Genomic DNA, 24,730 nt, shown 5'->3' with positions numbered 1-24,730 from the left:
CTTCGGCATCGTTGTGAAAGGGACTATCCGCACGCCCAGTCGAACTTCATGTTCTTGAAATCGAGCTGCGCGTTGCCGCCGCCGAAATTGTAGCCGCCGAAATATTCCTCGAACTCGATGTAGAACGGGCTCATCTCGGGCACGGACTGGCAGGGCCGCATGGTGCCGCCGAGATGGTTTTGGGCGTGGTTCTTGCTCCAGTCGTGCAGGCGGAAATTGTCGCGGCTCGGCATGCCGCCGACATAGTAGCAAAACGATTGATAGCCGGTCGGTGCGACGCGGCTTCTGTGCTCGTCCTGCGGCGCCTTGCCGGCATTGGGATCCTCAGCACGCGGGATCAGCGCGATCGCGCGGTTCTCGGCGAGGTCGGCGCGCGGCGGAGCGGCGAACATCTTCTTCGCGTAGGGCGCTGCGGCTTCATGGAAAGCGCTGGCGCCGCCGACATCCAGCCAGCGCGGCCGGTCCGACGTCGCGAGCGCGAGCGGCGCCGGCGGCGTTGCGAATGCACCCTCATATTCGGCCCTGGTCAGCAGCAGCGCCGCATACTCGTAATCGAGAATATCGGTCATGCGGGACAGGCGCGGATGCTGGGTGCGGGCCGCCACCGCCTCGCGAATCTCGGGATCATCGGGCGCACCGCCGTCATTGTGATCCGGCGCGGTGGCAAAGAACGACACCGCGACGATGTCCTCGCCATGCACGCGGTAATCGTCCGGCAGCAGAAGCGTAAAGCCGTGCATCAGCGGATAACCGGTGACGGCATCGAGCGGCCATTGCTCGCTCTCGATGCCCGGCGGCAGGCCATAGACCCAACCCTGGTCGCGCGCACGATCGGCGGGACGGTCCAGCATCTGCAAATCATACGCACGCGAAGGCAAGGCAAGCGCCACGGGTCTCTCCCATCCGAAATCCCGCCTCGTCGTTGAGGCCTGGGTTAGTCGCAGGGAGCAGCGATGTGGTTCGTGGGAACGTTCAATCGCAACAGCATAGTTGTCGCCGGATCGATCGCCCGACGGGCAAGCGCGTCAGAGCTTGGCGAGATCAGGCCCGATCGCCCGATCATGTCACTAGGCCGGTGTTTTGCCCGACGTGTCAAAGGGCGTTGATCGCCTTGGCCGTGGCGCTCGCGTAAGTCATTGATCCCACAGCCCCCGCCTACTGTGCATGGGGTTGTTTTCGACTTTTTGCTTTTGACTACCCTCTGCGCCGCGCCGCCGAGGCATCCACGACGTTGTCCACCGCCTCGCGCCAGCCCAGAATCTCCATCGCCAGCACGGGATGGTTGAACCCCTTGAGCTGGAGATCGTCGAGGGCGCGGGCTTCGACCCATTGCTCGACCATGCCGTAGACGCGGCGGCTGACCACGATCTGGTTCGCTTGCGCCTCGCTGCAGAGGCGGGAGGCGAGGTTGGTGACGCTGCCGATCGCGGCATATTCCAGTCGCTGCTCGAATCCGACCTGGCCGAGTGTGGCATAGCCGAGCGCGATGCCGATGCCGAAGCCCAAGCTATGTCCGCGGTTGCGCCAGCGCTCGGTCAGCGGGCCGATGGTGTCGCGCATCTCCACCGCCATCTTCACGGCGCGCGCGGTGTGGTCCTCGAACTGGATCGGCGCATTGAACAGGATCATCACGCCGTCGCCGGCATATTTGTCGAGCGTGCCCTCATATTTGAAGATCAGCTTGCCGAGCGCTGCGTGATATTCGCGCAGCACGTTCATCGCCTCTTCCGGCTCGGTCGCTTCCGTGAAGGCGGTGAAGCCGCGCAGGTCGCAGAACACCACCGTCACCTCGCGGCGCTGGCTGGTGAGCAGTCCCTCGGGACTGTCGGAGGAGGCGATCAGCTGCGCCACCTGCGGCGCCAGGAAGCGCTCGAGCTTGCGGATGCGCTCGATCTCGCCGAGCTGCGTCTCGACGCGCTCTTCCAGCGACTTGTTCCAGTTCTTGAGCTGCTCGGTCTGCTCGCGCAGCTTGTCGGCCTGGGCGCGCACGGTCTCGTTCGCCGTCTCCAGCGCGTGGCTCTTGTCGTCGACCTCGGTGAACAGGCGTGCGTTGCGCATCGCCAGCACCGCCTGGTTGGCGAAGGTGCGCATCAAGCCGATGAGGCTGCCTTCGAACGCGCCGCTCGCGCGGCGCAGCACCACCAGCGCGCCGAGCGTGCCCTGCTGGTCGATCAGCGGCACCACCAGCACCGCGTGGAAGCCGGCATTGACCGCGACGTTGCGCAGTGGCTGCTCGGCGGCGTGGTCGAGATCGGCAAGCGCGATCGGTTCGCCGCGCGCGGCGGCGTCGCTCAGGATGTTCTCGCCCTCGCCGATCGTGACATGGTCGCCGGCGACTGATTTGTCGATGCCGTTGGCCTCGACCAGGTTGAAGCGGCGCCGTTCGGCATCATAGCCGTAGATCAGCACCGCATCGGCGTGGCTGATCTCCAGCGCGCGGGCGGCGATCGTCGGCAGCACGGCGTTGAGGTCGAGCGAGGAGGCGACGGCGCGGCCGACCTCTTCCAGCACCTTCAGCTCGTTGATCGACTGCGCGAGGTCGCGGGTGCGCGCTTCCACCTTTGTTTCGAGGTTCGAATAGGTCTCCTGGAGCTGGCTCGCCATGCGGTTGAACTGGCCGGCCAGCTCTTCCAGCTCGTCGGAGGTGTGCACGTCGATGCGGTGGCTGAAATTGCCTTCGCCGAGCTTGTGCGCGCCGTCGCGCAGCGCCTTGATCGGGATGATCATGCGGCGCGCCAGCAACGTGCCGGCGAGGATCGCAACCAGCAGACCCATGCCGATCAAAAGCGCGATGCGTACCAGCTGGTCGCGGATCGGCGTCAAGGCCTGCGTGGTCGGCTGCTCGAACAGCACGCTCCAGCCGAGCTTCGGCACGGTGCTTTCGGCTGTCAGCACCGAATGGCCGTTGAAGTCGGTGCCCGACGTCTCGGCCTCACGGCCGGGCGCGATCGCCGCCGCCACCTGCGGCAGCTTCGACAGATCCTTGCCGACATCGGGCCCCTTCGACGAGGTCGCCAGCACGCGGCCGCGTGCGTCGACCACATAGGCGAAGGCGGCCTTGCCGACCTGGGCGTCGGACAGGAACTCGGAGAGAAAGCTGAGATCGATTTCGGCCACCGTGACGCCGGCATTGAAGCCGGAATGCGCCACCGAGATCGACATCACCGGCTTCTGGTCGACGAAATAGGCCGGTGCAAAGCTGACGCCGCGGGCGACCGCTTCGGTGAAACGCATGTCGCGGGCGAGGTCGGCATTGCTGCCGGTCGTGGTCGACTGGCGCGAGACGCGCAGCACCTCGCGGCCGTCGCCGTTGAGCTGGAACAGCTGGGAGACGACGGCGACCTGTTGCAGGAGCTGGGCGTAGTCGGCGCGGCGCTTCTCGAGCGTGTCCCGGCTGGCCGTCGTCACCCAGCTGATCTGGCGCTCGAGCTCGGAGATGGATTGCTCCATGCGCCGGGCGGCGCCTTGCGCCTTGTCCTCGAGCCCGTCAGTGAGCTGTGTCTTGGTGGCGCGATAGGAGATCCAGGTCTCCATCGCGCCGTTGACGGCGAGCACGAACACGACGAGGCCGACGAGGGAGACGACATATTTGGCGAACAGGCCCTCGCGCAGAAACCAGGTCTTGTCTTTCGCTCCCGCCATCCGGATCCTCTTGCGCCGCGACCGACGCCGGCGCTACGGGCCGTACAGGCCCCAGGGCCCTTCTACCACAATTTGGGCTCTTGGACGGGCAGGGGGGCAGCCAAGGGCCGGTGTGGTTACCCGTCGGGGAACGCCGGGATGGGCCGGCAGGGCGGTGAATTGTCGCAGCTTGCAGGCTCCCTCCTCCGTTCGGATGAAGAAGCGGAAGAGGCGGGGGTGTAAGGCTGAGCGCGGAGTTCGTCGCCTTGGTCCGCCAATCACCGATTAAAGAGCTGCCGCATCACGTCGTTCATCGGCTGGCTGTCCTGCTGTGCGTCAGGCGAACCCTGGGCCGGCGGTGCGGGCGAGGCCTGCGGCACCGGTGTGGCCGGCGCGCCGGGCAGGCTGCGGCTTCGGCCGGCGCCGTTTCCGGCGCCGCTCGAGAGCCCCTGCTGGATCAGATTGCCGATCGCCTCACCCAGTTGCCCGCCGAGCGGATTGTTCTGCCCTTGCCCCTGCGGCTGTGTCTGCGGGTTGGCATTCCCAGCCGCGTTGCCGCCATTGGGTGCGGCGGCGCCGCCGAGGCCAAAACTGTTCAGGATGTTGCCGAGCCCGGCGCCGTCGGGCCCGAACAGGCCCTTGCCCATCTCGCGCAGCTTGGCATAGGCCGCGTCGGGATTGTCGAGCACGCCGGCCATGTCGGGATAAATCCGCGGCTGCGACCAGGCGCCGGTGATCATCACGGGAATGCCGAAGCCGATCGGCTCGGAGGCACGGCCCTGGCCCTCGGTCGTCATCACCAGCTTCGGCTCGACGCGAAAGCCCATCATCTTGGTGTCGAGCGCAATTGTGCCGACGCCCGTGACGCGCACCAGCGGCCCGATCAGATTGAGATCGGTGGTCACCGCCTGGCCCTTGTCGATGCGGAACGACGCCGAGAGCTGCGACAGGTCGGTGCTCTGCGCCTCATTGTCCTGCCAGCCGGACAGCGTGCCCGATGTCAGCGAGCGGATCATCTGTGCGAGATTGATGCCGCGGATGGCGCCGTCCTGGAAATTGACGAAGGCCGTGCCCTGCATGTTCGCCATCAGCGCCCGCTGGCTGGTGCCGGCGCTGCGCAGCGCGAGCTTGGCCTGCAGCTTGCCGTCGATCCGGTCGAATTCGGCAAGGCCCTGAAGCAGCGGCAGCGCGCGCACGTTGGCGAGGTCGGAGTGCATGGCAAAGCTCGGCGCGCCGCTGGTCGCATCGAGGATCAGCTCGCCCGAGACCTGACCGCCATAGGCGCCGAGATTGGCGGTGCCCGCCTTCAAGATGCCGCCGGCCAGTTTTGCATCGAGCGCCACGGGCGCAAGCCGGGCGTCGCCGATAACCGCTTCGTTGGCGGAGATCCTGATCTGCGCGTCGACATAATTGAGCCCGGAGACGTCGATCGGCGTATTGCTCCAGGGCTGCCCCGACGCGCCATCAGGGGACTTTGCCAGCGGAATAGCGAGCCGCTGGAAGTCGAGATCGACCTTCACCAGCGGCTTGCTCGCGATGTCGACCGAGGCCCAGCCGTTGAAGGCGCCATCGCCGAGCGTGCCGTTGACGCCGTTGATCATCACGACGTCCCCACTGAGCCGCATTTCGGCATGACCGGCGAGCTGAGACTTCAGCACGTCGGGCATGTCGATGGCGAACTCCACCGGGATCGTTTGCCGCTCGACCGGCGCGGCCGGCGTGGTCGCCTTGATGTCGAACTTGGTCGGATGCTCGCCGACGCGCGCCGTGCCGGCGATGTTGACCTTGCGGTCGGGACCCATGACGGCGTCGGCATTGATGGCGCTGATGTGGCCGTCGACGCGATCGCGCACGCGCGAGAATGCGACCTCGCCGTTGGTGATCTTGACGCGGTCGATGGTCGCGCCGTCCATGTCGAGCGCGAGCGGCTTCGACGATGCATCGGCATTCGGCAGGCGCTCTCGCAGCAGCGGCTGGTACAGCACCGGATGGCTGACGACGATTTCGCTGAGCTTCGGGCGCCCCGACCACACGCTTGCGAGCGACATGTCGGCCTGCACGCTGTCGATCGTCAGGCGCGTGATGCCGCTACGGTCCTTGGGGTCGGCAAGCGTGAGGTCGTTCAGCGTGACGTTCAGCGTCGGCCACAGGCTGATCTTGGTGGCGCCGTCGATCGACAGGCGATAGCCGCTCGCCTGCTCGACGCGCGAGGCAATCGTCGCGGTCAGAAACCCGGAGGGGATCCCGATCACCAGCAGGAGTACGATCACGATGACGATTGCGGCCAAAGCTGCGCCGGCGAATTTCACTGCTCTCATGTCGACTTTCCAACGACGGACGAGCGGCGTCGAATCCGGCGGATGACCCGTCCTTTACGCCTGAGTTTATCCCGGGACGGGAAGCCGCTCCAAGCAGCTAAAAATAGTCGGGAGGTGCTGCAAAGTTATGTGACTTATGACACACTTCTCCGACGCGGTTTTACGCGATTCTGCCGTTGATGCTTCCAAGCGATTTGCACGCGATTTGCCACGGAAACTGGCCAAGGAATTCACAAGGACGTTGAAATGAGCAAGCAGGCCGAATTTGCGGTCATTCTGAAAATGAATGCCATGTTCGCCGATCTCGGCGCGGACGAACTCCAGCGATTGTCCAACCTTTGCCACACCCAGCATCTGGCGAATGGCGAGGTGCTGTTCCAGAAGGGGGACCCGGGCGACGCGTTGTTCGGCGTGCGCCGCGGCCAGGTCCGGATCGAGACCGGCGCCTCCGACGGCAGCCGGCTGACGCTGAACTTCATGGGGTCGGGCGATCTGTTCGGCGAGGTCGCGGTGCTGGACGGCCAGAGCCGCACCGCGGATGCGACCGCCGGCGAGGCCAGCGAATTGTTCGTGCTGCGGCGCGAAGATTTTCTCGCCTTCCTCGAGCGCGAGCCCAAGGTCGCGATCAAGATCATCGCGCTGTTGTGCCAGCGGATCCGCTGGCAGAGTGAGCGCATGGAGGAATCCATGTTGCAGCCGCTGCCAGTGCGATTGGCGCGCCGGCTCTGCGCGCTCGCGGCCGATTTCGGCTCCGAGGTGCACATCTCGCAGGAGCAGCTCGGCGTTTTCGTCGGCGCCGCCCGCGAGAGCGTCAACCGCCAGCTTCAGGCCTGGCGCAAGGAGGCGATCCTCGATCTCCAGCGCGGCCGCATTCTGCTGCGGAACATGACCAAGCTGACCGCGATCGCGCGGAACGAGTAAGGGAACGATTGCGGCGAGGCGTTTGGCTTCGCCGCGACGGCTTCCGCGCCTGCGCTCGCCTGAGCCGAGTCGGCGGGAACTTACTCCGCCGCAGGGTGCACGATGCTCTTCGGCGCGGGTGCTGCGTCCGCCGCCTCGTGATGACCGCCGGTCTCGGCGTCCTCGCTGTGCACGATCAGTCGCTTGCCGAAGCGCCAGATCAGGGCGCCGAAATCGTCCATCACCATGAACATCGCAGGCACGAACACCAGCGACAGGATGGTCGAGAAGATCAGGCCGCCGATCACCGCGAGCGCCATCGGCGAGCGGAACTCGCCGCCGGCGCCGACCGCGAGCGCGCTCGGCATCATGCCGGCGGCCATCGCGATCGTGGTCATCACAATCGGGCGGGCGCGCTTCATGCCGGCGTCGATCATCGCTTCGTCGCGCGGCTTGCCGGCATTGATGGATTCGATCGCGAATTCCACCAGCATGATCGCGTTCTTGGTGACGATGCCCATCAGCATCAGGATGCCGATCCACACCGGCGTGGTGAGCTGCTTGCCGGTGATGAGCAGCGCGGCGATCGCGCCGCCGATCGAGAGCGGCAGCGAGAACAGGATGGTGATCGGCTGCAGGAAGGTGCCGAACAGCAGCACCAGCACCGCATAGACCATCATCAGGCCGGCGGTGATCGCGGTGGCAAAGCCGTCGGAGAGCTCGTTGAGGCTTTCGGCGTCGCCGGAGGGGGAGACCTTCACGCCCTTCGGCAGGCTCTTCATGACCGGCAGCTCGTAGATCTTCTTGGTGGCATCGCCGAGCGCGGCGGAGCCGACGAGGTCGGCGGCGACGGTGGCCTGCCGTTCGCGGTCGTAGCGGTTGATGCTGGTCGGGCCCTGGTCGAGCTTGACGTCGGAGATGACGGAAAGCGGCACGCCGCCCTTCTCGCCGTGCTCGCCGAGCGGCACGCGCAGCTGCTCCAGAGTCTTGAGATTGCCGCGCGCGGCGTCCTCGAGTTGCACGCGGATCGGCACCAGGCGGTCGCCGACGTCGAACTTGGCAAGCGCCGGACCGACGTCGCCGATGGTTGCGACACGGATGGTCTGCGACAGGCTTTCGGTCGAGACGCCGAGCCGCGCCGCGAGATCGGCTCGCGGCTCGATGCGCAGTTCGGGACGCTCCAGCGAGGTTTCCGAAATCACGTTGGAGATGGTCGGAATCCGCTTCATTTGCGTCGCGAGCTCGCTGGCGACGTTGTTGACGATGTTGGCATCGACGCCGGTCACCACCAGCGAGATCGCGCGCAGGCCGTTCTCGTCCAGAAACCAGAAGCGGATGTCGGGAACGTTCTCAAGCTCCTGGCTGATCGAGAATTCGAGCTCGCGCTGGGTGATGTTGCGATCGTGCTTCGGCGTGTAATTGATGATCAGGGCGGCGCGGCGGACTTCCTGGGTGCCCGGCGGGACGCGCCCGCCGTCGACGAAGATGCTCTTCACCTCGGGGCGTTTGCGCAGGCGCGCGACGATGTCCTCGGTGACCTTCTCGGTGTAGGCGAGCTGCGTGCCCGGCGGCAGTTCGAGGGCCAGCAGCGAGCGGGCGCTGTCCTGCGCCGGCAGGAAGCCCTGCGGCAGCAGCGTGATGCTCCAGATCGAGGCCGCGAAGATGCCGAAGCCGATCAGCACGGTGATGAAATAGTGCTTCACCGACCACGAGACGATGCCGTGATAGGTCCGCAGGATGCGGCCCGGCGGCGGCTCGTCGTGATTGCCGTGCTTGAGGAAGTAGGCCGCCAGCATCGGCGTCACGAAGCGCGCGGCGAGCAGCGAGAAGAACACCTGCACCGAAACCGTGATGCCGAACTGCTTGAAGAACTGTCCGGCGATGCCCGACATGAAGCTCGCCGGTGCGAAGATCGCGATGATCGTCAGCGAGATCGCGATCACGGCGAGGCCGATCTCGTCGGCGGCTTCGAGCGCGGCGCGATAGGGCGATTTGCCCATGTTCATGTGCCGCACGATGTTCTCGATCTCGACGATGGCGTCGTCGACCAGAATACCCGTCGATAGCGTGATGGCGAGGAAGCTGACGAGGTTGAGCGAGAAGCCGAGGATGTCCATCGCCCAGAACGCCGGGAAGATCGACAATGGCAGCGAGACTGCGGCAATGACGGTGGCGCGCAGGTCGCGCAGGAACAACAGCACGATGACGACGGCGAGGATGGCGCCCTCGAACAGGGTCGAGATCGCTGCTTCGTAATTGCCGTTGGTGTATTCGACGGAGGTGTCGATCAGCTTGAGGTCGACGTCGGGATAGGCGGCCTTGAGCGCGTCGATGCGCTTCTGCACGGCTTCGGCGACCTTCACGTCGCTGGCGCCCTTGGAGCGCTTGATGCCGAGCGCGACCACCGGCTCGCCGTTGAAGCGGGCGAAGGTGCGGCGGTCGGCGATGGTGTCGGTCACGGTGCCGAGATCGTCGAGGCGGACCTCGCCGCCGCCGAACAGCGGGACCATGGTGCCGGCGAGGTCGCTCAGCGTCTTGGCGCCGGCCAGTGTCCGGATCGCCTGGTCGTTCTTGCCGATCTCGGCGCGGCCGCCGGCGACGTCGACATTGGTGCCGCGCAGGCTCTGGCTGACATTGACGGCGGTGAGCCCCATCGCCTGCAGGCGGTCGGGGTCGAGCGAGACCAGGATCTCGCGCTCGACACCGCCGATGCGCTCGACCTGGGCAACGCCGCGCACGCCTTGCAACGCGCGCTTGACCACGTCGTCGACGAAATAGGAGAGCTGCTCCGGCGTCTTGCCGGGCGAGATCGCGGCATAGGTGACGATCGGCAGGCCGATCACGTCGACGCGCTGGATCAGCGGTTCGGTGACGTTCTGCGGCAAGTTCGAGCGCACGCGCGTCACCGCGTCCTTGACGTCGTTGAGCGCGCGGTCGGTGTTGGTCTCCAGCGCGAACTGGATGGTGGTGACCGACACGCCATCGGTGATCGAGGAGGTGATGTGCCGCACGCCCTCGACGCCGGAGACGGCGTCTTCGACCGTCTTGGTGACTTGGGATTCGAGCTCTGCGGGCGCGGCGCCGAACTGCGCCACCGCGACCGAGATCACGGGAATGTCGGCAGACGGCAGCCGCGTGATCGCGAGCTTGTTGAAGGAGGTCCAGCCGAGGATCAGGAGAATGATCGAAAACACCACCGACGGCAGCGGATTACGGATCGACCATGCCGAGATATTGAGAGCCATCAGCGTACCCGCGTGCGATCGAGTTCATCGGCGAACATGGTCTTGATCTGGTCGCCGTCGTGGAGCGAAGAGCCGGCGTCGGCCACGACGATCTCGCCGACGTCGACGCCTTCAAGGATTTCCGTTTGGCTGTCGGATGTCAGCCCGACGCGCACCCGGCGCGTCTCGATGATGTTGCCTTTGACCACCTGCACGGTGAGATGGTCGATCGCGGTCTTGGGAACCGCGACGCCGCAGCTTCGCTTGGCGTCGATCGAAGCGCGGGCAAACATGCCGACCTTCAGCGAAGGATTGTTGGTGACGCTGATGCGGACGCGGCCGAGCTGCGTGGCGCGGTCGATCTCGGGTGCGACCAGCCGGACGCGGCCGATCAAATCGGCGGCGTCATCCCGGCTGATCCGCACCGTCGCGCCGGGGCTGAGCTTCGGCATATGGACGGCGGGGACCTGTGCATCCAGCTCGATCTCGTTGTTGACGGCGATGCGGAACATCGGTCCCGCCTGCGGCGAGGCCGGCGCGCCGACGATGGTGCGGACTTCCGTGATCAGACCCGGCGCAGGCGCCTTCAGCGAGATCGGACCTTGCGCGCCCGGCCTTTGCGGCTGGCCCGGGATCTGCGGCGGCGCCGTCAGGCGTGCCAGCTCCTGGTTGTCGGTGACGACAGCGCCTTCGGTGACGAAGAGGTCGGTGACCTTCGATCCCTCCTGGTCGGGCATGACCACGGCCTCGCGCCGCGGCACGAAGAAGCCGGTCACCCGCACCAGGTCGGAGAAGCAGGCATTGGTCGACTTCGTCACGATGACGAGCGCCTCGCCCGGCGTCTCCTTCGCCTCGGGGCGATGCCGATGCTCGAACCAGTAATAGCCGACGCCGAGCGCAATGATGAACGCCGCGGTTCCCGCAGGCTTGAGATATTCGGAGATGTTCATCGCCGGATCATCCTGGCCTGGCGTGCGGTTGCTGGGAGGGTTTCCCCGAAACGAAGCGGCGTCCCGCAGGGCTGCGGGACGCGCGCTGGGCTTAAGACTTTACACCACATCACGACTTGTCACTGCAAAGGATTACGTCGTGGTCACTTCGATGCGGTGGTCTTGTTTTCCATGTTCACGACCTGCACGCGGCGGTTCACCTCCGCCATCGGCTGGTTCGGATCCTTCAGCTTGCTCTTGCCGTAGCCGACGGTGACGAGATCGGCGGCTGCAATGCTGTACTTCTCGATGAGGTAGCGCTTGATCGAATCCGCGCGGCGTTCCGACAGCTCCTGATTGTAGCTCTCGCCGCCGGCGGCGTCGGTGTGGCCGGCGACCACGAAGGTCGAGCCCTTGAGGTCCGGGCTGGTCAACGCGCGGCCGAGCGCCTGCACCGAGGGCAGCGACTTGGCGCTGATCGTGGCCGAGTTGTAGTCGAAGGTGATTTCGAGATCGATATTCGGCTTGTCCTTGGCGGCGGAGGCGATTTCCTCGCGCTCGGTCGATGACAGCGAGCGCGTGGCGCGGCCGCGGACGGACTGGAGCAGCTTGGTTTCCGCCGGGTTCGGTGCCGGATCGGCCTGCGGGGCGATCGAGAGGCCGCGGGTCAGGGGCTTTTTCGGTGGCGGCGCCAGGGCACGGACGATCTCGTCCTCGGTGACGTTCTTGCTGTTGCCCTCGTCGCCGGCGAAGGCTGGCGTCAGCGACAGCGCGGCACTGACGGTGATGATGGACAGGATCGCGGTCAGTCCTTTTGCAGCCAATCTCATTGTCCGTCCCTCCTGCGCGAGCCCGCGCGGTTCCAAAAATCCTGCAAGAGGCCCTACGGCAAGGGCGCCTGCGGCATCCGTTCGATTAGTCTTGGCCAGGCCGTCAGGGGTTCGAGGCGCCGCCCGCCTCAAATCAAAAAAATATCAACGTACTCCGTAGGTTGCGAATTCCCCGGCGATGTTCGGGTCCATCGCCTTGGCATTGGCGATGTCGAGGGCGCCCTCCTGGGCCGAGCCATTGCGCTGCTTGGCCACGCCGCGGCCGTAGAGCGAGGAGGTCAGGCGCGGATTGATCCTCAGCGCCGCGTCGAAATCGGCAATGGCGTTCTTCACGGCTCCGGATTTGAGGTTCACCAGGCCGCGGCTGTCCAGCGCATCGACGAAGTTCGGCCGCAGCCGCAAGGCCTCGTTGCAATCCTTCAACGCGCCCTGGAGATCGCCGACCACGGTCCGGGTCCAGCAGCGGTTGTTCAGGGCCTCGACGTCCTTCGCATTGATCCGCAGCGTCTCGTCAAAATCCTTGATGGCGAGGTTGAAGGCCCCCTTGTTGGCATAGACCTGGCCCCGCCGGTACAGCGCATTCACGTCGTCAGGATTGGCGGCGATCTTGGCCGTGAGGCTCTTGATGGTGGGATCTTCCGCCAGCGCAGACGCGCTCGGCCCACCATCCGCGTTCGGCGCCGGGACGGGCTCGGCCGGCTTAACTGGCGGTGCCGGCGGAGGCAGCGCGGCCTCGACCTGCGGCTTCGGCGCCGGGGGCGGTGACGGAGGTGCGGCCGGGGGCGGCGGATTGTTCGAAGCGACCGGTGCCGGTGGCGCTGGCGGGGCAGGGGGAGCCGGAGGTGGCGCTGGCGGAGCCGGAGGCGGGTTGTTGGCGACCGCAGGGGGCGTCGGTACCGGAGGCGCCGGCGGCGGTGTCGTCGCTGTCGGGCGCGAGCCGCTCGCACCGGGAATGAACGAGAAATCCTCGGCGAGCGAGGACGAGATCCACGGCACCTGCTCGCCCCGCGAGGCGCGGGTGACGCCCATCTTGGTGCGGTTCAGGGTTTCCTCCGCCATCAGGTCGGGGACGCGGATTTCCTTGAGCAATTCCTGGACGAACAGGCTGTGGTCGCCGCCGGCATCCGACACCACCGAGGCCAGGGCCGCGGAATACATCACCAGCGTGCCGTTCGGCGCGATGACCGGGGTGAGGCCCGCCGAGAAGCTGCGGAACCGCCGTTCGAACGGGTTGCGCCTGGAGGCGTCGACCAGCGCGATCTTGACGCCGGCGCCCCGGGTGTTCAGCTCGCCCAGGATGGCCTCGATGCTGAAACCGTCGCGGCGGACATCGGACTCGGTCCAGATCTGCGCGTCGACCGGGATCATGTAGCTCTGGCGCGCCGACTGGATGCCGAACCCGCTGTAGAACACCAGCGCCACGGAGCCCGGCTTGATCTTGCCGTAGAGCTTGTCGAAGGCGCGGCGCATGCCGTCGCCGGTCAGGTTCTCGCCGACCTCGACCGTGAAGCCGTCGCGCTTGAGCTCGTCGGCGACGTCGCGGGCGTCGTTGATCGGCTCCTTCAGCGGGCTGTCGGCATCAGGATATTTGGCATTGCCGATCACCAGCGCGAAGCGGTCGCCCGCCGCAAGCGATGGCGCGGCCGGGATGAACGAGACAAGCAAAGGCAGAAGAAACAGGAAGCGAATTTTCATAATCAGCGCGGTCCAGCCAAAAAGGCGCCGTTCCAGCTTGCGCCGCGGCGACCTTAACTTACGCAAAGTGCATTATCAAACCGGGGAGTGGGGGCGTCAACCACTTGGAGATTCGACACTATCGCGACAATAGACCGCGACGCACGAGCCGACTCCGAGGGGAATAATTCGACGGTCACGATTCTCCTCGATGCATTTTTGTTCACGGTACCGGCGGCCATGTTAGGCCGGGACTCGCGACGAAAATGTGATTGGTCTCACATTGCCCCCTGCGTCCACCGCAGTCTCAGACGTTTGACCTTTACGGCGGGCAATGGCTTGGTGCGCGGCAGGTCCATTCAGAAAAGCAAGAGCCGGGATCAAAGCCATGAGCAGAGTCGAGGGAAACGCCTGCGAGATCTACGCCCTGCGCTATGCGACGATGTCGCCGCGTACCCCCAGCATGAATTTCTTGGCGCCCGACCCGCATGACAGCGCGGCGCAGGACCTCGACTACTTCGTTTGGCTGATCCGCGGGCAGGCCCGCGACATCCTGGTCGACACCGGCTTCAATGCCGAGGAAGCGACCTTGCGCGCCCGCAAGCTGACGCTCAATCCGGTCGACGCGCTGGAGCGTTTTGGCGTTAAGGCGTCGAGCATCCGCGACATCATCGTGACGCATCTGCATTACGACCACGCCGGCAATCTCGATCGTTTCCCGAATGCGCGCTTCCATCTCCAGGAGCGCGAAATGGCTTACGCGACGGGCCGCTGCATGTGCAACGGACTGCTGCGACATCCGTTCTCGGTCGAGCACGTCACGCAGATGGTGCGTCACGTCTATGGCGAGCGCGTCCATTTCTATTCCGGTGATGGCGAGGTTGCGCCTGGCGTCACCGTGCACCGGGTCGGCGGCCATTCCGACGGCTTGCAGGTGGTCAAGGTCGAGACCGTGCGCGGACCGGTCGTGCTGGCCTCGGACGCCGCGCACTACTACGCCAATCTTCAGCGCAGGAGCCCATTCCCGATCGTTTACAATGTCGGCGACATGGCCGCCGGCTGGGAGACGATCGAGCGCCTCGCCGGACATCCCGATCGCTACATTCCCGGCCACGACCCGATCGTGACGGAGATCTATCCACGCGCCAGCGACAAGGTCGACGCCTGGGCCCTGCACCTGCCGCCGTCGCGCTCGTTCGCGAAGTGATGGAATCCAGAGCGTGTCCCTGTAAATCCTAACAGCGGCTCAGATCGGGTGGGCCTGATGTCCGCTGTGCTCCTGAAAGCAGCGAGCAAACCAACATCGCTGGAGGCCCAAGTCGGGCCACTACCAGGCAATCCGCCCTAAGACGCAATAATGGCCGCATCGGGCCGTCGCTGAAAAGGTCTATTCAGCTTTTTCCAGTCGGTTGCGTGAGCGTCGCTGGATGACCTCGCCCAACGGCGTGTCAGGCGATTTGCGAAATGCCTTGAGCTTCTTGATCCGACCTTTGCGCGCTACCTGCGACTGCGCTTCGTCCGACCGTTCGTCCGCAACATACCCCTCCGCTCCAATAAGGACCTGCCTGACAACCCGGCGTTCGCCTTGATGAGAGAGCTGTTTGCTGCGCGGGATGTTCTTTCGGCTGCTTTTTTGGTTCTCGCCGTAAGTGTTCCGTCGATCGTGTTCGTAGCTTAACAGCTTCTTTTCTTGAGGCGTTTTGACTTTGCTCATGATCGCTTCCAACGCTGACGTCGGCTCCGCAGCGAAGGTAACACTCTTATCGCTTTGTCGCTATGTCGAGTCAGCCGGTCTGAGCCTCAGCCGGTGACTTCCGGTCTGACCTCTTCTTCGGACCTGTTCAACCTCCGAGACAGGCGGCCGGCGTGGTCTCAGCGAGTGCCAGCAGGATCCCTGCAGGCGACGATATCGCGAGGAGATTTTCGTGCCGCTAGCTCCGGCGGAGAAAATATCGCCAGATATCCCGTGTCCCCTGCGAGCTGATATGCGGCGACTTCGCGATAGCCGACGGCGGTCAATTCGCAGCGCAAGAGCTCGATTGGCGTGCCATGCTTCGATGTCGGAAGCTCGAGATCGACAATTCCGACCCGCGCACCCCGCTTCAAGGCGGGCACGAGATTGTAGAGGAAGGCATAGGGCTGGGCGATCTCGTGATACATGTGCACGAGGATTGCGGCATCCAGCGAGGAAGCGGGCAGGCGCGGGTCATGTGGTTCGCCGAGCGCGAATTGCACGTTCGTCAACTTCAGAAGCTCTGTTCGCCTTGCGAGTTCGACGAGGTAATCCCGCGTGACGTCCTGGGCAATGACAGAGCCGGTGGGTCCGACGAGGCGCGAGAGCCTGACCGTGTGGTAGCCACTGCCTGCACCGATGTCGCCGACCGTCATGCCTGGTTTCAGTTCGAGAGCATTTGCGATCTGACCGGCCTCATTGAGGGCGTCGCGGCGCTCTTCGGCGGCGCGGCGTGGGCTCACGATCCGCGCAACGGGGCGCTGCGGTGAGGGAAACTCGTTTGCAGCGATCCCGGGGGGAGCCAGATAACCTATGTCAGTGGCGTATGCGCGAGTTGCGGCAAACGCCACAAGTAGCGCCGCCATATAAGCCAGTCCCGTCACGGGCCTACCTAGCTTTCTCAACCGGAACCCACGTCCTAATACGCCTGCTTGGCGTCGGCCTCTTCACTGGTCTGGATCAGATCGAGGCTCTGCTCGATCTTGCCGAGCAGCGCCGAGAGCTGCTTGCGCTCCTGCGCGGAGAGGCAGGCGAGGATCTCGTCCTCCCGGCGCAGCAATTGCGGGAATAGCTCTTCGTAGAGCGCGCGCCCCTTCGTCGTCAGTTGCAGGCGGAACTCGCGGCGGTCGGCTTCGTTTTCGACGCGTTCGATCAGTTCTTCGTGCAGCAAATTCGTCACGGCGCGGCTGATGGTGGATTTGTGCGTGCGGGTGCATTGCGCGATGAACTGCGCGCTGCAGGCATCATTGCGGAAGCCGAGCGTGGCAAGCACGCGCCAAGCCGGAATGTCGAGGCCGTGACGCTCCTGATATTCGACCGCGAGTGCGGAACTGACTTCCGCCGCGAGCCGGTTGAGGCGAAACGGCACGAACTTGAACAAATCCAGCCGCGACTTTGCTTTCGGCGACGGCTGGTCGGCCTCGCGTGTCTTCAGCGCAGTGTCTGTCGTCCTCGCCAAGGAGAGCGCTCCGAATTCCAGTTGACGGCCGGCCGGCGCCGGTCCAAACTAGTTGCACGTGAGACTATCTAGCAGATCAATACTCACCTGACCAGAGCCGAGGTTAGCGCATGGCGCAAGCCAATACGCATCAGGCCAAAACCCAGTTCGGCTATCGCCGCCACGCCGACCAGGATCGCCCCGGCCAAAGTCCGGCCGAGCATCCGGTCGTGATCGTCGGTGCGGGCCCCGTCGGGCTGTCGCTGGCGATCGATCTCGCCCAGCGCGGCCAGCGTGTCGTCCTTCTGGATGATGCAGATCGCATCGGCGAAGGCTCGCGCGCTATCTGCTTCTCGAAACGTTCGCTGGAATATTGGGATCGGCTCGGCGTTGCAGACCGCATGGTCGACAAGGGCGTGGTGTGGAGCGTCGGCCGCATTTTTCACGGCGAGTCCCAGCTCTACCAGTTCAACCTGCTGCCCGAGGACGGCCACAAGCGGCCGGCCTTCATCAACCTTCAGCAATATTACGCCGAGGCCTATCTGGTCGATCGCATCGGCGACCTGCCAGCGATCGATCTGCGCTGGCGCAACAAGGTGACGGCGCTCGAACAGCGCAACGATTCCGTCGCGCTGACGATCGAAACACCTGAGGGCGCCTATCGCCTGCAGGCGCAATATGTCGTCGCATGCGACGGTGCGCGCTCCTCGCTGCGGCAGATGGTCGGCGCCGAGTTCGCGGGACAAGTGTTCGAGGACCAGTTCCTGATCGCCGACGTCAAGATGACGGCGGAATTCCCGACCGAGCGCTGGTTCTGGTTCGATCCGCCATTTCATGCGGGCCGCTCCGCGCTGCTGCACCGCCAGCCCGACGATGTCTGGCGCATCGATCTGCAGCTCAATCGCTATGCCGATCCCGTGGTCGAGAAGAAGCCGGAGAATGTCCGGCCGCGGATCGCGCGCATGCTCGGCCACGACAAGTTCGAGTTCGAGTGGATCTCGCTCTACAAGTTCCAGTGCCGGCGAATGGACCGCTTCATCCATGGCCGCGTGATCTTTGCGGGCGATTCCGCGCATCAGGTTTCGCCCTTCGGCGCGCGCGGCGCGAACTCGGGACTCGAGGACGCCGAAAACCTGTCCTGGAAGCTCGATCGCGTGCTGCGCGGCACCTCGCCCGCGAGCCTGCTCGAGACCTATCACGTCGAGCGGAGCCTTGCGGCCGACGAGAACATCCGCGAATCGACCCGCTCGACCGATTTCATGGCGCCGAACTCGCATCAGGAAGCGCGGCTGCGCAAGGCGGTGCTGTCGCTCGCCAAGGAGACCGAGTTCGGCAAGCGCATGGTCAATGGCGGCCGGCTGTCGGTGCCATGCAGCTACGATTCGCCGCTGTCATCGCGCGACGCGGATGCGTGGCGCGGTGGACCGTCGCCGGGCTGTTCCATGCCGGACGCGCCCGTTGCGACGCGCGCGGGGGAGCAGGCCTATCTGACCGATGCGTTCCGCAAGGGCGGAACGGACTTCACTCTGCTGTCGTTCAGCAATGGTGCGGCGATCGATACGCCGGATGGCGTGAAGGACATTCGCATCGGTGGCGAGGGCGGGCTTGCCGATTCCCGTGGCCTGGTCGCCAAGCGCTATGACGCCGAGCCGGGCTCCGCCTATCTGCTCAGGCCCGACGGTTACGTCGCGGCGCGCTTCCGCCACCCGACGCGTGAGGCGATTGCGGCGGCTTTGTCGCGCGCCCAGAGCTTGAATTGAAGGGCTTGAATTGAGGTTTCCCATGCCGCTTTCCACCAGCTCCAACTTCGCGCGCCCCGACGACGCCTTTCGCGCCATCGTCGAGGCGCATCGCGGCCTCACAGAGGAGCAGAGCGCAGATTTCGACGCAGCGCTGGTCCTGATCCTCGCCAACCACATCGGCGACATCGACGTGCTGCGGGATGCGCTCGGGCTGGCCAGACGCCGCATGATCGACGGCCAGCAGCAACAGCAACAGCAACAGCAACAGCAACAATAACCACCGAGTTGAAGGACGAATTGATGGCGAAGAATTTCGCATCCACCGGCGATCTCTCCGAGAAGAAGATCACCTTCTCCGAGATCGGCTCCGATCTCTATGCCTTCACCGCCGAGGGCGATCCGAACACGGCGGTCATCGTCGGCGACGACGGCTGCCTCGTGTTCGATGCGCAGTCGACGCCGGCGATGGCGAACAAGGTGATCGATCGTGTCCGCACGGTCACCGACAAGCCGATCAAATATGTCGTGCTGTCGCATTATCACGCGGTGCGCGTGCTCGGCGCGTCCGCCTACAAGGCGCAAGGCATCGTGGCCTCGCAGGAGACCCATCGGCTGATCGAGGAGCGCGGCCAGCAGGATTGGGACTCGGAATATGGCCGCTTTCCGCGCCTGTTCCAGGATGCGCAGAGCATCCCCGGCCTGACCTGGCCGACGCTGACCTTCGAAGGCGAGATGTCGATCTATCTCGGCAAGCGCGAGGTGCGGTTGATGCAGCTTGGTGCCGGCCACACCTCGGGCGACATCGTCGCCTGGGTGCCGGATGCCGAGGTGATGTTCTCCGGCGATCTCATCGAATACCACTCGGCCTGCTATTGCGGCGATGCGCACCTGCGCGAATGGCCGCTGACGCTGAACGAGATCCGCAACTTCAATCCCAAGGCGATCGCGCCGGGCCGCGGCGATGCGCTGAAGGGCACAGCCACCGTGCGCGAAGCCATCGCGATGACGCGCGACTTCGTCACCTCGCTCTATGGTGCGGCCGAGATCTCGGTCGCCAAGGGCCGCACGTTGAAGGAATCGATGGCGGCGACGCGCGAGGTGATGGATCCGAAGTTCCACAGCTTCGCCATCTACGAGCACTGCCTGCCGTTCAACGTCTCGCGTGCCTATGACGAAGCGTCGGGCGTCGACGATCCCGTGATCTGGACCGACAAGCGCGACCAGGAAATGTGGGCTGCCTTGCAAGGAGGAGGATAGTCATGAACATCAATACCTCGCCTGATCAGATCATCCGCAGCACGGCGCAGGTGACGCCGGGCTACATGTCCGGCTTCGGCAACAGCTTTGAGACCGAGGCGCTGCCGGGGGCGCTGCCGATCGGGCGCAACTCGCCGCAGCGCTGTGCCTATGGGCTCTATGCCGAGCAGCTTTCGGGTTCGCCCTTCACCGCGCCGCGCGGCACCAATGAGCGTTCCTGGCTCTATCGTATTCGTCCCTCGGTGAAACACTCGGGTCGTTTCGAGAAGGCCGATGCCGGCCTGTGGCGCTCGGCGCCGTGCCATGAATACGATCTACCGATCGCGCAGCTGCGCTGGGATCCGACGCCGCTGCCGAAGGAGGAGGTCACCTTCGTCCAGGGCGTGCAGACCATGACGACCGCGGGCGATGTCAACACCCAGGCCGGCATGGCGTCGCATGTCTACCTCATCACCAAGTCGATGGTGGATCAGCACTTCTACAATGCCGATGGCGAACTGATGTTCGTGCTCCAGCAGGGCAATCTTCGTCTCGTCACCGAGTTCGGGCGCATCGATGCCGAACCCGGCGAGATCGTGGTGATCCCGCGCGGCGTGAAATTCCGCGTCGAGATTCCGAACGGTCCGGCGCGCGGCTATCTCTGTGAGAACTACGGCGGCGCCTTCACGCTGCCGGAGCGCGGGCCGATCGGTGCCAACTGCCTCGCCAATGCGCGCGATTTCCTCACGCCGGTTGCGAATTACGAAGACAAGGACACGCCGACCGAGCTGCTCGTGAAATGGGGCGGGTCACTGTTCAAGACCACGCTGCCGCATTCGCCGATCGATGTCGTCGCCTGGCACGGCAATTACGCGCCCTACAAATACGATCTGCGCACCTTCTCGCCGGTCGGCGCCATCGGCTTCGATCATCCCGATCCCTCGATCTTCACGGTGCTGACCTCGCCGTCGGAGACCGCGGGCACCGCGAATATCGACTTCGTCATCTTCCCCGAGCGCTGGATGGTCGCCGACAACACCTTCCGCCCGCCCTGGTATCACATGAACATCATGAGCGAGTTCATGGGCCTGATTTACGGCGTCTATGACGCCAAGCCGCAAGGTTTCGTTCCCGGAGGCATGAGCCTGCACAATTGCATGCTGCCGCATGGCCCGGACCGCGACGCCTTCGAGCACGCCAGCAATGGCGAATTGAAGCCCGTGAAGCTCACGGGCACCATGGCCTTCATGTTCGAGACCCGCTACCCGCAGCGCGTCACGGCGCATGCCGCGAACGCGTCGACGCTGCAGGATGATTATGCGGATTGCTGGAAGGGTCTGGAGAAGCGGTTCGATCCGAATAAGTCGTAATGCCTCCACTCGTCATTCCGGGGCGCCGCGAAGCGGCGAGCCCGGAATCCATAACCACAGCCTGGGGTTATGGATTCCGGGCCTGCGCCATGCGGCGCATCCCGGAATGACGGTGGAAAGAGTGTCAAAAAACATCCGGCGGGAAACCAATGCCCCATCCCAACGACCCCACCCTGCGCTCCTTCATCGACGTTGCTCCGGCCTCCGACTTCCCGATTCAGAACCTGCCCTACGGCGTGTTCTCGACGTCGGCTAATCCGACGCCGCGCGTCGGCGTTGCGATCGGCGACCACGTGCTCGATCTCTGGGAGATCGAGCAGGACTCGCGCCTCGATGTCGGCCCGCTTGGCGTGTTCTCCGGCCCCTCGCTCAATCCATTTATGGCGCTCGGCCCAAAGGTCTGGACCAGGACGCGGGCGCGGATCAGTGAGCTGCTGCGCCATGACCACCCCGAACTGCGTGACAACGAGGATTTGCGCAAGCAGGCGCTGGTGCCGATGGCTGACGTGACGCTCCATCTGCCGTTCGCAGTCTCCGGCTACACCGATTTCTATTCCTCGAAGGAGCACGCCACCAATGTCGGCGTGATGTTCCGCGGCAAGGATAATGCGCTGCAGCCGAACTGGCTGCACATGCCGATCGCCTATAACGGCCGTGCCTCGACCGTCGTGGTCTCCGGGACCAGGGTGAAGCGTCCGCGCGGGCAGCTGAAGCCGCCGAATGTCGACGTGCCGAGCTTCGGTCCGTGCAAGCGGCTCGATTTCGAGCTGGAGATGGGCGCGGTGATCGGCCAGCCCTCGCCGATCGGCAGCATGCTGACCGAGCAACAGGCCGAGGAGATGATCTTCGGTTTCGTGCTGCTCAACGACTGGAGCGCGCGCGACATCCAGCAATGGGAATATGTGCCGCTCGGCCCGTTCCTGGCAAAGGCGTTCGCGACCTCGATCAGCCCGTGGGTGGTGACGCGCGAGGCGCTGGAGCCGTTTCGCCTGAAGGGGCCGGAGCAGGAGCCGGTGCCGCTGGATTATCTCAGGCAGGCGAGGCCGCAGAACTACGATATCGAGCTCGACGTGTCCTTGCGCGCGGCCGGCACCAACGCGCCCGCGAGCATCAGCCGCACCAGCTTCAAATACATGTACTGGTCCTCGGTGCAGCAACTGATGCACCACGCCTCCTCGGGCTGTGCGATGAATGTCGGCGATCTTCTTGGGAGCGGCACCATCTCCGGCCCGGAGAAGAACCAGCGCGGCAGCCTCTTGGAGATCAGCTGGAACGGCACCGAGCCGGTCGAATTGCCCGGCGGCGCCAAGCGCTCGTTCCTGGAGGACGGCGACAGCCTTGTGATGCGCGGCTGGTGCCAGGGCAACGGCTATCGCGTCGGGTTCGGCGAGGTCGAGGGGACGATCTTGGCGGCGGAGTGAAGCTGCTGTCATTCCGGGGCGTGCGTGGCGCGAACTATGGTACGCAATTGCGCACCTGAGAATCTCGAGGTTCCGGGTTCGATGCTGCGCATCGCCCCGGAACGACGACCCGAAACTACCGCTTCTCCGGCGGCACGTCCCTGACCCGTGCGCAATGCGCTGCGACGTCCTCCACGCTGTATTTCAAATGCACCCGCTTGTCCGACGGCGCCTGCTTGCTGGTGCACACGCCCGGCCGCCATTCCTGCGTCGGGCGGATCGGGCGCGGGGCAAAGCCGCCGCCGCAGTTCGGGCAGACGTTGGAGAGCTTGGTCTCGACGCAGTCCGCACAGAATGTGCATTCATAGGAGCAGATCCGCGCATCCGTTGCGCTTGGCGGCAGGTCGCGGTCGCAATATTCGCAGTTCGGTCGAAGCTGGAGGGCCATGGTTGAATCTCCGAAAGCTGGCCGGGATCATCGCAGATCGCGCGTGGGGCGCGAATGGCGTAGTTCCCTCGATTTCAGCCAGCCTTCAAATCCTTCAGCGGCAGCCGCGCGCTTTCCTTGAGCCGGTCGAGCACGATCGAGGAGCGCACATGCGCGACGCTCTGGTGCGGCATCAGGACGTCGTTGACGAGGTTGGAGAGGCCCTTGAGATCGCGCAGCACGGCTTTGAGCACGTAGTCGGCATCGCCGGTGAGCGAATAGGCCTCCTGGATCTCGTCGATCCGGTTCACCAGCGTGCGGAAGCGCTTTGAGTTGTCCGGCGAGTGGGTCGCGAGCCCGACCTGGATGAAGGCGATCACGCCGAAGCCGAGTGCCTCGCTGGAGAGATCGGCATGATAGCCCGCGATCACCTTCTCCTCCTCCAGTCGCATCCGGCGCCGCGAGCATTGCGAGGCCGAAAGCCCCGCAAGATCGGCAAGCTCCTGGTTGGTGAGGCGGCCATCGTCCTGGAGCGCGCCCAGGATCTTGAGGTCGAAGGCATCTACTGAAATCATGCGAAGTTTTGCCATTTTGTGCACGAAACGTGCGCAGGATAGTCAAATTTCGTCCCATTTGCACGCTCATTGCATGCCCCGTGAAGGATAATTCCTCCCAGCCGCAATTTGGGAGAGCAGTATGGGTCCGTTTCCGCACGATGCACCGCCGGCCACGATCAGCGCCGACAATCCGATGGGCACCGACGGGTTCGAGTTCGTCGAATATGCGCATCCCAATCCGCAGGAGTTGCACGATCTGTTCAAGCTGATGGGCTTTGCGCCGGTTGCGCGCCACCGGACCAAGGCAATCACGGTCTATCGCCAGGGCGACATCAACTATCTCGTCAACGAGGAGCCCGGCACTCACGGCTACGAATTCGTCGCCGCGCATGGCCCCTGTGCGCCGTCGATGGCGTTCCGCGTGGTCGATGCGAAGGCGGCCTATGACCGCGCGATTGCGCTCGGCGCGGAGCCTGCTGAAGCGTCATCCGCACAGAAGACGCTCGACGTGCCCGCGATCAAGGGCATCGGCGGCAGCCTGCTCTATTTCGTCGATCGTTACGGTGCCAAGGGCTCGGCCTATGATGCCGAGTTCGAATGGCTGGGCGCGCGCGATCCGCGTCCCGCGGGCGCCGGCCTGTTCTATCTCGATCACCTCACCCACAACGTCCACCGCGGCCGCATGGATGTCTGGACCGGCTTCTACGAAAAACTGTTCAACTTCCGCCAGATCCGCTTCTTCGACATCGAGGGCCGCGCCTCCGGCCTGTTCTCGCGCGCGCTGACCAGCCCGGACGGCAAGATCCGGATTCCGATCAACGAGGACGCCGGCGATTCCGGCCAGATCGAGGAATATCTGACGATCTATCGCGGCGAAGGCATCCAGCACATCGCCTGCGGCTGCCGGGAGATCCACGGCACGATCGAACGACTGCGCGCGGCCGGCCTGCCGTTCATGCCCTCGCCACCCGGCACCTATTTCGAGAAGGTCGATGCCCGTCTGCCCAAGCACGGCGAGGACGTCGCACGCCTCCAGAAGAACGGCATCCTCATTGACGGCGAGGGCGTTGTCGACGGCGGCCAGACCAAGGTGCTGCTGCAGATCTTCTCGGCCAACGCGATCGGCCCGATCTTCTTCGAGTTCATCCAGCGCAAGGGCGATGACGGTTTTGGCGAGGGCAATTTCAAGGCCCTGTTCGAGTCGATCGAAGAAGACCAGATCCGGCGCGGAGTGTTGAAGGTCGATACGGCGGCGTAAGCCGGCGTTGTTGGGCGCACGGCTGCGTCAAAACACAGCCGTCGTCCTGGCGAAAGCCAGGACCCATTACCCAG

General features: G+C 64.7%; 20 protein-coding genes. 8 read left to right on the top strand and 12 right to left on the bottom strand.

The features are described from left to right. Positions 1–23: 23 nt before the first annotated feature. From JQ587_RS33445 to JQ587_RS33435, 3 genes are all read right to left on the bottom strand, one after another. Positions 24–890, bottom strand: a complete 867-nt coding sequence (locus JQ587_RS33445) for a hypothetical protein (RefSeq protein WP_212428180.1) — start codon at positions 888–890, stop codon at positions 24–26. 304 nt (positions 891–1,194) lie between these two features. Beyond that, positions 1,195–3,642, bottom strand: coding sequence for an adenylate/guanylate cyclase domain-containing protein (locus tag JQ587_RS33440; protein ID WP_212428179.1), 2,448 nt, complete (start codon positions 3,640–3,642; stop codon positions 1,195–1,197). 257 nt (positions 3,643–3,899) lie between these two features. After that, on the bottom strand, positions 3,900–5,939 hold the full coding sequence (locus JQ587_RS33435; RefSeq protein WP_212428178.1) for an AsmA family protein: 2,040 nt from the start codon (positions 5,937–5,939) through the stop codon (positions 3,900–3,902). 246 nt (positions 5,940–6,185) lie between these two features. Between JQ587_RS33435 and JQ587_RS33430 the strand changes: the two genes are divergently transcribed. After that, positions 6,186–6,860, top strand: a complete 675-nt coding sequence (locus tag JQ587_RS33430; RefSeq protein WP_212303649.1) for a Crp/Fnr family transcriptional regulator — start codon at positions 6,186–6,188, stop codon at positions 6,858–6,860. Positions 6,861–6,940: 80 nt separating this feature from the next. On the opposite strand, the gene JQ587_RS33425 is transcribed toward JQ587_RS33430, so the two are convergent. The 4 genes from JQ587_RS33425 to JQ587_RS33410 form a co-directional block, all read right to left on the bottom strand. Continuing rightward, complete coding sequence (locus JQ587_RS33425; RefSeq protein ID WP_212428177.1) at positions 6,941–10,084, bottom strand: efflux RND transporter permease subunit; 3,144 nt, start codon at positions 10,082–10,084, stop codon at positions 6,941–6,943. Further along, on the bottom strand, positions 10,084–11,013 hold the full coding sequence (locus JQ587_RS33420) for an efflux RND transporter periplasmic adaptor subunit (protein ID WP_212428176.1): 930 nt from the start codon (positions 11,011–11,013) through the stop codon (positions 10,084–10,086). The genes JQ587_RS33425 and JQ587_RS33420 overlap by 1 nt, the downstream gene beginning before the upstream one ends. A 143-nt stretch (positions 11,014–11,156) precedes the next feature. Next, on the bottom strand, positions 11,157–11,822 hold the full coding sequence (locus JQ587_RS33415) for an OmpA family protein (RefSeq protein WP_212303646.1): 666 nt from the start codon (positions 11,820–11,822) through the stop codon (positions 11,157–11,159). A gap of 144 nt (positions 11,823–11,966) precedes the next feature. Next, positions 11,967–13,517 (bottom strand): caspase family protein, encoded by a 1,551-nt coding sequence (locus JQ587_RS33410; protein ID WP_212428175.1) that lies wholly within the window; start codon positions 13,515–13,517, stop codon positions 11,967–11,969. Between the two features lie 367 nt (positions 13,518–13,884). On the opposite strand from JQ587_RS33410, the gene JQ587_RS33405 reads away from it, so the two are divergent. Next, the gene (locus JQ587_RS33405) at positions 13,885–14,703 is read left to right on the top strand and encodes an N-acyl homoserine lactonase family protein (protein WP_212303644.1); all 819 of its coding nucleotides are present in this window, start codon (positions 13,885–13,887) and stop codon (positions 14,701–14,703) included. Positions 14,704–14,883: 180 nt separating this feature from the next. Here the strand turns inward: JQ587_RS33405 and JQ587_RS33400 are convergent, their stop codons facing one another. The 3 genes from JQ587_RS33400 to JQ587_RS33390 all read right to left on the bottom strand — a co-directional run bounded on the left by JQ587_RS33400 (position 14,884) and on the right by JQ587_RS33390 (position 16,687). Further along, positions 14,884–15,210, bottom strand: a complete 327-nt coding sequence (locus tag JQ587_RS33400) for a hypothetical protein (protein WP_212428174.1) — start codon at positions 15,208–15,210, stop codon at positions 14,884–14,886. Positions 15,211–15,368: 158 nt separating this feature from the next. After that, positions 15,369–16,094 carry a methyltransferase domain-containing protein gene (locus JQ587_RS33395; protein WP_212428211.1) on the bottom strand — a complete coding sequence of 242 codons (726 nt, stop codon included), beginning with the start codon at positions 16,092–16,094 and terminating at the stop codon, positions 15,369–15,371. A gap of 53 nt (positions 16,095–16,147) precedes the next feature. Then, the gene (locus JQ587_RS33390) at positions 16,148–16,687 is read right to left on the bottom strand and encodes a MarR family winged helix-turn-helix transcriptional regulator (protein WP_212428173.1); all 540 of its coding nucleotides are present in this window, start codon (positions 16,685–16,687) and stop codon (positions 16,148–16,150) included. A gap of 110 nt (positions 16,688–16,797) precedes the next feature. Between JQ587_RS33390 and JQ587_RS33385 the strand changes: the two genes are divergently transcribed. The 5 genes from JQ587_RS33385 to fahA all read left to right on the top strand — a co-directional run bounded on the left by JQ587_RS33385 (position 16,798) and on the right by fahA (position 22,435). Beyond that, positions 16,798–18,426 (top strand): FAD-dependent oxidoreductase, encoded by a 1,629-nt coding sequence (locus JQ587_RS33385; RefSeq protein WP_212428172.1) that lies wholly within the window; start codon positions 16,798–16,800, stop codon positions 18,424–18,426. Between the two features lie 22 nt (positions 18,427–18,448). Continuing rightward, positions 18,449–18,685: a DUF2783 domain-containing protein gene (locus tag JQ587_RS33380; protein WP_212303640.1), complete on the top strand. Its 237-nt coding sequence runs from the start codon at positions 18,449–18,451 to the stop codon at positions 18,683–18,685. Between the two features lie 23 nt (positions 18,686–18,708). Continuing rightward, positions 18,709–19,665, top strand: a complete 957-nt coding sequence (locus JQ587_RS33375; RefSeq protein ID WP_212428171.1) for an MBL fold metallo-hydrolase — start codon at positions 18,709–18,711, stop codon at positions 19,663–19,665. A 2-nt stretch (positions 19,666–19,667) separates the two neighbouring features. Beyond that, complete coding sequence (hmgA, locus tag JQ587_RS33370) at positions 19,668–21,014, top strand: homogentisate 1,2-dioxygenase (protein WP_212428170.1); 1,347 nt, start codon at positions 19,668–19,670, stop codon at positions 21,012–21,014. Between the two features lie 149 nt (positions 21,015–21,163). Further along, positions 21,164–22,435, top strand: coding sequence for a fumarylacetoacetase (gene fahA / locus JQ587_RS33365; RefSeq protein WP_212428169.1), 1,272 nt, complete (start codon positions 21,164–21,166; stop codon positions 22,433–22,435). A 115-nt stretch (positions 22,436–22,550) separates the two neighbouring features. On the opposite strand, the gene JQ587_RS33360 is transcribed toward fahA, so the two are convergent. Beyond that, positions 22,551–22,862, bottom strand: coding sequence for a DUF1272 domain-containing protein (locus JQ587_RS33360; protein WP_212428168.1), 312 nt, complete (start codon positions 22,860–22,862; stop codon positions 22,551–22,553). 74 nt (positions 22,863–22,936) lie between these two features. Further along, positions 22,937–23,416 (bottom strand): Lrp/AsnC family transcriptional regulator, encoded by a 480-nt coding sequence (locus JQ587_RS33355; protein ID WP_212428167.1) that lies wholly within the window; start codon positions 23,414–23,416, stop codon positions 22,937–22,939. 121 nt (positions 23,417–23,537) lie between these two features. On the opposite strand from JQ587_RS33355, the gene hppD reads away from it, so the two are divergent. Next, complete coding sequence (hppD, locus tag JQ587_RS33350) at positions 23,538–24,656, top strand: 4-hydroxyphenylpyruvate dioxygenase (protein WP_212428166.1); 1,119 nt, start codon at positions 23,538–23,540, stop codon at positions 24,654–24,656. The last annotated feature ends 74 nt before the right edge of the window (positions 24,657–24,730 follow it).

Origin of the sequence: Bradyrhizobium manausense (assembly GCF_018130615.1) — a bacterium.
In the GTDB taxonomy this organism is placed as follows: Bacteria; Pseudomonadota; Alphaproteobacteria; order Rhizobiales; family Xanthobacteraceae; genus Bradyrhizobium; species Bradyrhizobium manausense_A.
Note: the sequence above shows the minus strand (reverse complement) of the source record. Positions and strands in the feature narration are given on the sequence as shown.